This is a genomic window from Staphylococcus sp. HMSC077D08, assembly GCF_001837945.1.
Classification (GTDB): Bacteria; Bacillota; Bacilli; order Staphylococcales; family Staphylococcaceae; genus Staphylococcus; species Staphylococcus epidermidis.
In genome coordinates, this window is record NZ_KV834827.1 from 44,923 (window position 1) to 57,313 (window position 12,391).

Here is a 12,391-nt window from a genome sequence, read left to right on the forward strand (position 1 = left end):
TATATAAGCAATGTATTATTATTTACTAAACCAATCCACTGGTTCTGGATTAGTATTTGTAAGAATATGTTTACTTACTAAATATTCCTCTAATCCTTCTTTACCTAATTCTCTACCAATACCTGATTGTTTGTAACCGCCCCATGGCGCTTGCGCAAAGTATGGATGGAAATCGTTAATCCAAACCGTACCAAGTTTCAATTTATTCGCAACACGTTGTGCTTTACCAATATCTTTAGTAAATACAGCACCTGCTAAACCGTAAATTGAATCATTTGCTAAGCGAATAGCTTCTTCTTCGTCAGCAAATCCTTCTACAGTCACAACTGGTCCAAAGACTTCCTCTTGAACAATACGCATTGATGTATCACAATCTGTAATTACAGTAGGTTCAAAGAATAATCCCGCTTGTAAGTCTTCACGTTCAGGACGTTTACCACCAATAGCAATTGTTGCTCCATCTTTTTTCGCAACTTTCATATAACCTTCAATTTTATCGCGGTGTGCTGTTGAGATAACTGGTCCCATTTCAGTATCTTGATCAAAACCGTTACCTAATTTGATTTTGCTTACGCGATCAATAAGAGCTTTTTCAAATTTATCTTTAATATCATTGTGAACTAAGATTCTAGAACCAGCAGAACACACTTGACCAGCGTGGAAATATCCACCATTAAGTGCTTGGTCTACAGCTAATTCGAAATCAGCGTCATCAAAAATAATATTAGGATTTTTGCCGCCTAATTCTAATGCAACGTCGGTTACGTGATTAGCTGCTTGTTTCATAATGTGTTTTCCTGTTTCAATACCACCTGTAAATGAAACTAAATCGACTTCTTCATGACCTGACATCACGTCGCCCACTTCTGATCCAGCACCAAGTACTAAATTAATTGTTCCTTTTGGGAAACCAACTTCCTCCATCAATTCAAATACACGAATTGTTGTTAACGGAGTAATTTCACTTGGTTTCATAACTAATGAGCAACCTGTTGCTAAAGCTGGCGCAATTTTCCAAGATGCTTGAAGTAATGGATAGTTCCAAGGTGTAATTTGAGTAACAACACCTACAGGTTCTTTAACTATTTTACTTTCTGTATTAGGAATTGGTGAGTTAATCATTTCACCGCCATCTTTATCAGCTAAACCAGCAAAGTACATAAACACATTGTGAATATCATCCATATCAGCGTAGGATTCTTCTAAAGTTTTACCAGTGTCTAATGTTTCTAATTTAGCTAACTCTTCTCTATTTTTTTTAATTTTATCAGCAACGGCTCTCACTTTTTTACCTCTGACTTCACTTGTTTCAAGTGACCATTCACCGTCTTCGAAAGATCTTCTAGCAGCTAAAATTGCTCTTTCAACATCTTCTTTAGTTCCTTCAGCTACAGTGAAGATTGTTTCTTGATTGTAAGGATTTATAATATCTCTTGTGTTTTTATTTGAACTTTCAACCCATTCTCCATCAATATATTGACGATTTGATAATTTATCTACAAGTTCCATCAAACGACCTCCGTTAAGTTTGTTAAATTTTTATTTAACGAATTTTACAGAGTTATGTTATCATAATTGATGAAAAAGTGTCAATTTCTTTAAAAATGTTTGTATTTTACAATCAAACTTATCTATGTTTAAGAAATAATTTTTGTTCAGAAAATTACTTTTCTTTTTTTCATAAAAGGCTTTATAATGATTCTCGTGTGTATTTATTAGAAATGGGACATATAGTATAGGTTTTTATAGCCGTTTATAGATTACGGCATTGAGATAGTCAAACAGTAGTATAGACATTAACAATTCAAATCGATAACTAACATTTGATTTTGATGATTATAAACTTTCAATGTAACTATGCTTTATATTCACGAACGAACTACAACTCAAAGCAATAGATGTATTATTTACAATCATCATAAAATCATAGTATCTAGTGCGTCCCACCTAAGCTGAATAATGGATTAAAATGGAGGTGCAGTGATGGATTATAATAACAATGACAGTCAACATATCGAAGAAGCTAAAGATTTAGTTATCAACTCAATCGGTGAAACCATGGATTTGTATGGTATCAACCGTAGTGTAGGTAACCTGTATGGCATTATGGTTTTTGAAGGAAGTATGACACTTGATGAAATGCGACAACAACTGCAAATGAGTAAACCTAGTATGAGTACAGGTGTAAAAAAACTACAAGAATACGATATCGTCAAACAACAATTCACGCGTGGTAGCCGAAAGCAACATTTTATTGCAGAGAAAGATTTCTTCACTTTCTTCCGCAACTTTTTCACTAAAAAATGGGAACGTGAAATTGACACTAATATGGAAGCTATTAAAGATGCAGAAAATATCATTTACCCAATTCTTGAAAAGAATGATATAGACGAGGAAGTTAAAAACCAAGCAATAAATGTAAAAGCGCAGTTAGACCACTCTAAAATTTATTACAAGTGGCTCGCTCAATTAAGTGAAGCTTTAGAGTCAGGAGAAATCTTTAACTATTTTCCAATTCCAGATGAACAACATCATCATGATTAAAAATAAAAAGCCAAGCGATAATGACTTAACATTATTGCTTGGCTATTTTTTATAAGTTATCATCTTCAGGTTTATCTTTGACCTGAACTATTCTTAGAGAACGTCTTTCAATTTCTTTATGCTTATCTGCACGTCTTTCTAACTTGATACGATCTCGTCCGAGTATAATTAAGAACGAAATCATCATAAGCGTAAATATAACAATTAAAGGTACACTAGCAAGTAATGATGCTGTTTTCAATACTTCTAATGCACGTTCTCCTCCAACTAGCATTAAAGAGAACGGTAGTAAACATAACGCAAACGCCCAGAATAAACGATTAGCACGTAACGGTTCTCCTATCACTTTTTTCTGTGACGCTGCTGCTAAAATATATGAACCAGAATCGAATGTTGTTGCTAAGAATAAGAAAGCTGATATTAAGAATAAGATAATAGTAATTGTCGAGAATGGTAGTTGATGCATTACTTCTATGATTGTTGCCTCTGTACCATGATTGTTTAAATAGCTTATTACATTAAATTGCTCAGAAATTTGTAGATATACAGCATAGTTACCAAAAATACCGAAAAATAATACACAACCTAATGTTCCATAGCATATTGTTCCTAATACAACTTCTTTAAGTGTACGTCCTTTTGAGATACGTGCGATAAATAATCCAATAAACGGTGCATAAACGAGCCACCATGACCAGTAGAATATTGTCCAATCTTGAGGGAAATTCGTCTCTTTACGACCTTTTATGCCACCAAATGGTTCCATCCATGTCGCCATATGGAAGAAATCTTTTATCATATTACCGAACCCTGTAACTGTAGTTTCCATAATAAACACAGTTGGACCTACAATGAATACAAATGCTAATAATAAAAATGATAACCAAACGTTAACATCACTTAATTTTTGAATACCTTTTTTCAAACCTGTGTAAGAACTGATTGCGAAAATAACTGTAATAGTTAGTAAGATGATTGAACGTAAAATCATATTAGATCCATCTAAACCAGTCAATCGTTCAATACCAGCTGAGATCATTGGCACGCCTAGAGCGAGTGATGTTGCAGCACCACCGAGCAAACCGAAAATAAATAAAATATCTACGATTTTTCCTAATAATTTATCCGTATGTCCTTTTAAAATTGGTCGACAAGCTTGACTAATTTTATAGACGGGTTTCTTCTTAACGAAAACTAAATAACCAATTGGCAATGCTGGTAGCACATATATTGCCCAGGCTATAGGTCCCCAGTGAAACATACCATACTGAGTTGCATATTGAAGAGCTTGATCAGACATTGATTTTGCACCGTTAGGAGGTACTTGATAATAAAATGCCCACTCAATAACACCCCAATATAAAATATCCGAACCAATACCGGCACAGAATAACATGGCTGCCCATGTGAAATTATTAAATTCAGGTTTGTCAGTCGCTTTTCCTAACGTGACATTCCCGTACTTACCAAATGCTATGTATAAAACAAAACAAAATATAGCCAGTCCCATAAAGAGATATACCGATCCAATTGAATTAGAAATGGCACTATTGATATCGGTAATGATTATTTCACTTGCTTTCGGAAAAACCATCATAGGTATAACAGCAAAAAGTAACACAATGACTACGCCTATGAAGGTCGTCCAGTCCATAACTTTTTCCTTTTTCAAATGTGATCCCCCTAATATTAATTTATGAATCTTTACTTTAAATTACGTTCAATGGATAGTGATTCACAAAAAAGACAATAACGAATTTTTAATAATAATGCAAATTACATACATGGATCATCAAAATCTCATTTGAATAATTATATAATTTACGCCTCTCAAACATTCATCTTAAATTGCTATGACAATAGTGTTAAGTTAAAATTTAACAAAATGAACGAACTTTACAATATTTCATATTGTATTTTTATACACTTTTAACGTATATATATTTATTTTAAATTTTTTTCTCCACTTATACTCACTCTTAATCTATAAATAAAAAAATCGCCAATATTTAGTCATTCAAATACCTTACTCTATGAGATGAAGTATCTAAAGAACTATATATAGCGATTAAATTCCAACTTATAAAAATTGATTAATATCCTAAAATGGTTTTAATAACAAATCCAGTAATGACGGATACTGTTATAACAAAAAATCCTGGTATCATAAAGCTCGTAGGTCTTGTTCTACCAGTTTCATCTAGTTCTACAGCAAATAATAGTGTCGGTTGAGCTGGAATAACGAAATTCACATTTAATGTTTGTACCATCGCAACAAAATAGATGGGGGGTATACCTAAACTCATAACTATCGGTACCATAATTGATGCTGTAGCTGTTTGAGAAATGACAATCATTGCAACTACAGAAACAAGTATGATAACAAGCCAAGGTACTTCACTAATAATTGACCCAATATCATTTTTCAATATTTTTAAGTTATGTGGAGCATTAAATATTGTTGCACCTAACCAACCTGGGCCAAGAACTGCAAAGAGTGCTCCCATTGCAGACTGAGTAATATTCGATGACAGAATATCAGAAGTATTGATTTTTATTAATAATAAATTAATTGTAGCGCTGAGATACATAAAGAACTGAACAATTTCAGTCATCTCAACTTTAACTACATCTCCATTCACATTGAATTGCGGCATGAGATTAGGAAATATGCCAAACGTTAATATACCCATGACACATAATAGGAATGAGATAACACCTATTTTTACTTTTAATGAAAAGTCATTTTTGATTTCGACTTCTGGCATCTGAACTAAACGTTCTGATTCATCACGCACGTGTTCTTTTCGTCCTACAAATGTACAAAATGTACTAAGCATTAACATACTAATTAAAGCTGTAGGTAAAACAATACTTAAATACTTACCCATCGATATTTCATACCCTGCTAATACTGAAATAATATAAGCTGTAGCGGAAGCTGCCGGGCTACAAAGTAGGGCTAAATTGGCGGTTAGTACCGAAGCAGTTAATGCGCGTTTAGGCTGAATTCGTGCTTTTTGTGCAGTTTTAGCGATGATAGGTTCAAGTGAAAGAGCTATATTTGCAGTACCAATTCCAAAAACAAAGACAAAGACAATCATTGGTGCTATAAATATAATTGATTTTGGAAAGCGTTCAATCACACGTGAAGCAATGTAAACTAAATAGTCAATACCACCAGTAGCTTGTAACGTACCACCTGCTATACCAATAGATAATATGATCAAGACTGCCGTCACTGGTGCTGAACCTGGAGGTAACTGGAATCCAAATATCATAATAAGTTGCGCTACTATAGCAAAGATGCCACATCCCAGTGCACCAGCAGTTCTTAATCCTAATAATATCGCTAGAATCATGATTATGATTTCTATGATAAACAATAACATGGAAGAATCTCCTAACTTATGCCGAACAATTTTCACTTCAATATTTTATCACTTTAATATGTAATTAGTATATATATAAGTATAATATTATTTCTTTTACTTTTTAGATGTTTAATGTTTGTCACTTTTCAGTCTATAAATTGCAACAAATCACATCCACCTAATAAAAAGTGATAAAAATTTACTTTAAAAATAAAATTAACTATACTCTTTAAAACTGTCGTTATACATGTGATAACATTCCTGTTCATCTCATTGATAACTTATAACAAAGATTGCCCAAAACAAATGAACCATAACATTTATTTTGGGCTATTTTTCTAAGAGATATCTTAAAAATTAATTACAATTATTATCATAAACTATTTAGTTAGATATTCAATGACCTGTTCTTTTTTTAAGGAAGCTTGAACATCAATCACACGTTGATTAAGTGATCCTTTATATGGAAGATTCGGACGATATAAATGTTGAATAAACATACCATCAACTAATACATCAATATGTTCGAGTAATGACTTGCGCGCATCGTTTTGCTGTTTCAAATATTCAAATAAAAAGCCAGTCCACACCCAAATTGTTTTTGTATGACCGAATCGTTGTCTAAAAGCTTCAACGAGTTGGAGTGTGATAGACAAATTACAAAATGGTTCTCCACCAAGTATGCTTAAGCCTTCGATATAAGAAGGCGCACAATAATCTAAAATCTCTTCAAGCATTTCTAGTTCGAATGGTTCTCCGTATTTAAAATTTTGGGCTTGAACGTTATAACAACCTTTACATTGAAAAGGACATCCGGAAACATATACACTGCATCGAACACCTTCACCATCTACAAAGCTATGACTTTCTATTTTAGCTATATAGTGGTGACCTTCTTTAATGTTTAAAATATTCATGAACGAGGTTCCTTCATGTGTTTCACTCTCGCACATATCTCTTTTTGTCGTCCTTCAATAACTGGTCTTTGAACTGGATTTCCTAAATAACCACATGTTCTTTTTACAACGTCAACTGTTTTAGGATCATTGTTGCCACAATGTGGGCATTTATATCCGTTAGCAGTAGTTTCAAAATCTCCATCATAGCCACAACGATAACAGTGATCAATAGGAATATTCGTACCTAAATAACCTACCTTATCATAAGCATAATCCCATACTGCTTCTAAAGCTTTAAGATTATGATTTAACTTTGGATATTCACAATAATGAATGAATCCACCACTTGCGTAGTAAGGATAGTCCTTTTCAAAATCTAGTTTTTCAAACGGCGTTACATCTTTACGAACATCATAGTGGAATGAATTTTGGTAATATCCTTTGTCAGTAACATCTGGAATAGATCCAAATTTATCTTTGTCCAATCGGCAAAATCTATCTGTGAGTGATTCACTAGGTGTGCTGTATATACTGAACCAAATATCATATTGTTTCGTCCACTCTACTTGATAACGTTTCATTTCTCTTAATATGTCTAATGTGAATGTTTTAGCCTCAGGATTATGTTCCCAATTTGGTCCATAAAATAATGTTGCTGCTTCGTATAAACCGATATACCCCATTGAAATTGTAGCGCGTTGATTTGTAAATAATGATTCGACAGTATCTTCTGAAGTGAGTTTATTTTTAAATGCACCACTTTTATATAAAATAGGCGCGTTATCCGGAATAGCATCTTGTAGTCTTTCAATTCGATACACAAGTGCATCATGTAACAATTGCATGCGTTTTTCAAAGATATCCCAAAACTGTTGCATGTCACCATCTGCTTCGATTGCAATTCTCGGTACGTTCAGCGTCACTACACCTAAGTTACACCGTCCATTATTTTCCAATTGACCTTCATCATTCTTCCAACTTGGTAAAAATGAACGACATCCCATCGGTGCTTTAAAATCACCAAGCAGTTCCACTAGTTTATCGTAATTTAAAATATCGGGATACATGCGTTTTGTTGAACATTCCAATGCAAGTTGCTTAATATCATAGTTAGGATCTTCTGGACCAAAGTTAATACCCTTTTTTATCGAAAATACAAGTTTAGGGAAAATTGCAGTGACTCTATCTTTACCGAGACCTTTAATACGAGTATGTAAAATTGCTTGTTGAATCTTTCGACTTAATTGATCTGTTCCTAAACCAAATCCCAAAGTAACGAATGGCGTTTGTCCATTGGAAGTATATAGTGTGTTGATCTCATACTCTAAACTTTCAATCGCATCACCAATATCTTTAGTTACTTGCGTGTCCACATAATTCTCAATTTTGTCAGGTTGAACGAAATCATTCGCTACTTCCCTATGATATTGTGCGTTCATTTGTGCATATTTACTTAGTAATTCGTCAACACGATCGACAGTACAACCTCCGTATTGACTGCTTGAAACGTTTGCAATGATTTGTACAAGTTGTGCTGAGGCGGTTTGTATTGATTGAGGTCTTGTAACATTAGCATTACCTATCTCAAAGCCATTCTCTAACATATCTTTTGCATCTATGAGACAACAATTGGTTAATGGTTGAAATGGATGGTAATCTAAGTCGTGAAAATGAATATCTCCCGATTGATGTGCATGAGCAACATGCTTCGGAAGTAAATGATCGAGTGCATAAGACTTTGATACCGTTCCAGCTGTTAAATCTCGCATTGTTGAGAATGTATTACTATCTTTATTTGCATTTTCATTTAATATAGTTGGATCTTTTGTGATTAATCGAGTTAATGATGTTTCTAAAGTAGTCATTTTGTCACCCTTCGCTATATATAGTATATATCAATAAAATAAAACACTATATATAGTATTACAATCGATTACTAAGTCGTTAACTAAAATGTCATAAAGATTATTAACGTTTAGTGAACTCTATGTGAGATAAAGATAGTTTTGTAATCAATATAAAAACCTGAGACGTCAATGTTCTCAGGCTTCTATAACATATAGTTAGTTATTAATTCAGTTAAAATTTATAATATCTTCACTTTTGGTAATTCTAGTAATTATCTTCGTATAAATTGGGAATAAATAACCGAAAAAAGCATTTACCTTTTCCCTTTCACCTATCTAATTATTTCTATTATCTTGTGTTGATTGATTTATATTTTGATGTGTTTGTTGATGATCTTGAACGCCATGATGAGAATGCTCTTGTGTTACTTGTTCTTCCCCGTTGCTCGACTCTTGCGATTCATCTGTATGCCCCTTTGACATCTCAAGATTTTTTTCTAAATTTTTGCGCTTTTCATCTTCTGATCGACGGTCATATGAACGCTCTTCTAACACTGAGCCAACTGTTAAAATGAGAATTACAGCTATTGTCCCAACAATAAATAATACAAGTAAAATCCACATCCAAATATTAAATGCCATGTTATATCACCATCCTCTTATTTTTTATGATAAATCACTCAATATCTCTTTAAAAATATTTTCCCTTTTTATTTCACTTTAATCACACATCAATAATTAGCTTTTTATAAATTTAAATTATATTTGTATTTAGATAATCACAAACTAAGCATAAATCATGACTCATAAGTATACTATTGATATCATTTAGAAATAACATCTTCTTACTTAATTAGAAGTAAGTATACCTGACCAAGTGCTTTTCTTTAAAAATTATGATATGTTCAAAACTTTCCAGTATACTTTTAAAATTAAAAAGAGTAAGATTAAGAATCTTTAATTCTCTCCTACTCTATATGATGAAATATCAATTTAAATATATTGGTGTTCTTTAAGATAACGTATAATTTGTTCCACTGATTGTTCAATAGTGTCGTGTTCAGTATCTATAGTGATTTCAGGATTTTCAGGTGCTTGATAAGGTGCACTTATACCTGTAAATTCAGGTATTTCCCCAGATCGTGCTTTTTTATACAATCCTTTCGGATCTCTCTTTTCACATTCTTCAACACTACATTTTGTATATACTTCTATAAACTCATTATCCTCTAGTAATGCTCTAACACCTTCTCTGTCTTCTTTATATGGGGAGATAAAAGCAGTAACTGTTAAAGCTCCAGCGTCTACCATTAATTTTGCTACTTCTCCAATGCGTCGAATATTTTCTGAACGATCTTCAGGACTAAATCCTAAATTTTTATTAAGACCGTGACGCACATTATCACCATCTAAACGGTATGTTTGTTTTCCTTCATTAAATAATTCTTTCTCTAAGGCAACAGAAACCGTTGATTTACCTGACCCAGATAGCCCTGTAAACCAAATTACAGCACTTTTGTGTCCATTTCTATGCTGTCTTTGTTTCTTCGTGACTTCTGAGTCATGCCATGTAATATGATTTGATTCACTCATTTTAACACTCCTGATTTATTTTTCTCGCAAACCTTTAATTAGAACTTCGGCAACTTCTGGTCTTGAAAATTTAGTTGGTAATGATTCGCCATTACGCAGTTTTTCCCTTACTTTAGTACCACTTAAATGTAAATGTTGAGAAGCGTCATGCGGACATGTTTTAGCAGTTGCCATATTACCACAAGCTTCACAATAAAAGGCATGTTCAAATTTTAAAATTTGAATACCTAACTCATCTTCAAATTGAGCAATCAGTTCTTGTGCTTCATAAGTACCATAATAATCGCCTACACCAGCATGATCTCTTCCCACAATAAAATGTGTACAACCATAATTTTTACGGACAGTTGCATGAAGTATCGCTTCACGTGGTCCGGCATAGCGCATTGCAGCAGGATAAATGACTAGACGTGCTCTATCTTCAGGATAATAGTTTTTTAATATCACTTCATAACTTTCCATACGTACATCCGCTGGAATATCGTCTGACTTTGTTTCACCAACTAGTGGATTTAAAAGTAGACCATCAACAATTTCTAGTGCTGATTTTTGAATATATTCATGTGCTCGATGCACTGGATTTCTCGTTTGAAAACCTACGACAGTTTTCCAACCTAAATCATGAAATAATTGTCTTGTCTCTGAAGGATCCAAATGATAATTTGAAAACGCATCATGTTTCGGACGATTTAATAGTTTAATAGGACCACCTAAATAAATATTTCCTTTTTCATAAACCTTTTTAACTCCAGGATGCGCTTCTTCAGTTGTTCCGTATACCAAACGCGCTTCTTTTTCTTTATCATATGTGTACTTTTCTTCTAATTTAAGCGTTCCATATAACTGTCCATCTTCACCATATAAAGCGATATCATCACCTATATCAAGTTTATCTGCTTCAGATTCTGTTACAGGTAAAGTGATAGGAATACTCCAGACCAAGCCATTGCTTAAATGCGTTTCCTCTATCACCTTAGTGTAGTCTTCTTTGTTCATAAATCCTGTAAGGGGACTAAATCCGCCAATACCTATGAGCTCTAGATCCGATATTCCCCAAGGATTTAAAGTAATCGGTTTAAACTTTAATGCTTCCTCAATCAAACGTTCACGTTCGTTTCCTTCAACAACACGATTGATAAGTTCTCCTCCATGAGGTTTAATTGTATAATTGGTTATTGTTTCATTGTTAGACATTATAATCAAATCCCCTTTTCTAATTAATTATATTTGTTTACTCGGCTTTTCTTGTAAGAAAAAGATAATTTCTTGTTTCGAACGACTTGAAAAACAAGCAAAATAATGATTGCAATAATAATAATGAATCGAACTGTATTTGAAATAGTGCTATCTTTTACAAAATAGCTTAATAATGCATTACTATTTGTAAAAATGATTAAACCTCCGACACAAATTGCAAGAATGTTAATAGGTAACACTTTAACTAAATACGCTGAAATAGGTGCCGCTACCATTCCACCGAGACTCAAAGCAATTACAGCAAACCAATTAATTTGAGTGATTCCTAAAAAGATGATGAAACTTAAAGCAGCAGATGACGTAACAAAAAATTCACTTGCTGAGACCGTTCCAATCGCATATCGTGGTTGAATTTTTTTACTTGAGAGCAGGAGTGGTGTATTAACTGGTCCCCAACCACCACCACCGATTGCGTCTAAAAATCCTGCCACAAAACCTTGTGGAATTACTTTAAAGCTACTCAAATCTCCCACATGATGATGATGTTCATGTGCACGTTTAAATAGAAATTGATACAAAATATAAAATCCCATACTTAACAAGAATAATGCAATGAACGGTTTAATATAATCACCATGAATAAATGTCAAAACACCTGCACCGATAAAGGCGCTTATTGAGCCGGGTATAGCTAACTTCAACATTGTTGGTTTATGAACATTATCAAATCTCCAATGTGATGTCCCAGATGCAGCTGTTGTTGCAATTTCAGAAAAATGAACGGTTGCTGACACTACTGCCGGTGCTATACCATAAGTTAATAATATTGATGACGATGAAGCGCCAAATCCCATGCCTAATGATCCATCAACAAGTTGTGCTAAAAATCCCGCAATTGCGAAAATTAATACTTTGCGCATATATCATATGCCCCCAT

At 33.4% G+C, this 12,391-nt stretch carries 10 protein-coding genes; 1 reads left to right on the forward strand and 9 read right to left on the reverse strand.

Annotated features, from left to right (window positions below; translation table 11 throughout):
- Positions 1-18 precede the first annotated feature (18 nt).
- Positions 19-1,509, reverse strand: a complete 1,491-nt coding sequence (gene betB / locus HMPREF2663_RS10940; protein ID WP_002447037.1) for a betaine-aldehyde dehydrogenase — start codon at positions 1,507-1,509, stop codon at positions 19-21.
- A gap of 474 nt (positions 1,510-1,983) precedes the next feature.
- On the opposite strand from betB, the gene HMPREF2663_RS10945 reads away from it, so the two are divergent.
- Entirely contained in the window at positions 1,984-2,544 is a 561-nt protein-coding gene (locus HMPREF2663_RS10945) for a choline uptake/conversion transcriptional regulator CudC (protein WP_002447036.1), read from the forward strand.
- A gap of 49 nt (positions 2,545-2,593) precedes the next feature.
- On the opposite strand, the gene HMPREF2663_RS10950 is transcribed toward HMPREF2663_RS10945, so the two are convergent.
- The 8 genes from HMPREF2663_RS10950 to HMPREF2663_RS10985 all read right to left on the reverse strand — a co-directional run bounded on the left by HMPREF2663_RS10950 (position 2,594) and on the right by HMPREF2663_RS10985 (position 12,374).
- Positions 2,594-4,216 carry a BCCT family transporter gene (locus HMPREF2663_RS10950; protein WP_002447035.1) on the reverse strand — a complete coding sequence of 541 codons (1,623 nt, stop codon included), beginning with the start codon at positions 4,214-4,216 and terminating at the stop codon, positions 2,594-2,596.
- Positions 4,217-4,637: 421 nt separating this feature from the next.
- Complete coding sequence (locus HMPREF2663_RS10955) at positions 4,638-5,936, reverse strand: anaerobic C4-dicarboxylate transporter (protein ID WP_001830664.1); 1,299 nt, start codon at positions 5,934-5,936, stop codon at positions 4,638-4,640.
- Positions 5,937-6,298: 362 nt separating this feature from the next.
- Entirely contained in the window at positions 6,299-6,835 is a 537-nt protein-coding gene (gene nrdG, locus HMPREF2663_RS10960) for an anaerobic ribonucleoside-triphosphate reductase activating protein (protein WP_002475643.1), read from the reverse strand.
- On the reverse strand, positions 6,832-8,682 hold the full coding sequence (gene nrdD, locus HMPREF2663_RS10965; RefSeq protein WP_002475640.1) for an anaerobic ribonucleoside-triphosphate reductase: 1,851 nt from the start codon (positions 8,680-8,682) through the stop codon (positions 6,832-6,834). Before nrdD ends, nrdG begins: the two co-directional genes overlap by 4 nt.
- 318 nt (positions 8,683-9,000) lie before the next feature.
- A complete protein-coding gene (locus HMPREF2663_RS10970) occupies positions 9,001-9,306 on the reverse strand; it encodes a hypothetical protein (RefSeq protein ID WP_058703144.1) in 306 nt (101 codons plus the stop codon).
- Between the two features lie 351 nt (positions 9,307-9,657).
- Complete coding sequence (gene cysC / locus HMPREF2663_RS10975) at positions 9,658-10,257, reverse strand: adenylyl-sulfate kinase (RefSeq protein WP_001830609.1); 600 nt, start codon at positions 10,255-10,257, stop codon at positions 9,658-9,660.
- A gap of 15 nt (positions 10,258-10,272) precedes the next feature.
- Entirely contained in the window at positions 10,273-11,451 is a 1,179-nt protein-coding gene (gene sat / locus HMPREF2663_RS10980; protein WP_070592525.1) for a sulfate adenylyltransferase, read from the reverse strand.
- A gap of 23 nt (positions 11,452-11,474) precedes the next feature.
- A complete protein-coding gene (locus HMPREF2663_RS10985; RefSeq protein WP_002458277.1) occupies positions 11,475-12,374 on the reverse strand; it encodes a sulfite exporter TauE/SafE family protein in 900 nt (299 codons plus the stop codon).
- Between the last annotated feature and the right edge of the window lie 17 nt (positions 12,375-12,391).

Coding starts and splice junctions, on each gene's coding strand:
- betB (WP_002447037.1), bottom strand. CDS start 1,509: ATGGAACTTGTAGATAAATTATCAAATCGTCAATATATTGATGGAGAA.
- HMPREF2663_RS10945 (WP_002447036.1), top strand. CDS start 1,984: ATGGATTATAATAACAATGACAGTCAACATATCGAAGAAGCTAAAGAT.
- HMPREF2663_RS10955 (WP_001830664.1), bottom strand. CDS start 5,936: ATGTTATTGTTTATCATAGAAATCATAATCATGATTCTAGCGATATTA.
- nrdG (WP_002475643.1), bottom strand. CDS start 6,835: ATGAATATTTTAAACATTAAAGAAGGTCACCACTATATAGCTAAAATA.
- nrdD (WP_002475640.1), bottom strand. CDS start 8,682: ATGACTACTTTAGAAACATCATTAACTCGATTAATCACAAAAGATCCA.
- HMPREF2663_RS10970 (WP_058703144.1), bottom strand. CDS start 9,306: ATGGCATTTAATATTTGGATGTGGATTTTACTTGTATTATTTATTGTT.
- cysC (WP_001830609.1), bottom strand. CDS start 10,257: ATGAGTGAATCAAATCATATTACATGGCATGACTCAGAAGTCACGAAG.
- sat (WP_070592525.1), bottom strand. CDS start 11,451: ATGTCTAACAATGAAACAATAACCAATTATACAATTAAACCTCATGGA.
- HMPREF2663_RS10985 (WP_002458277.1), bottom strand. CDS start 12,374: ATGCGCAAAGTATTAATTTTCGCAATTGCGGGATTTTTAGCACAACTT.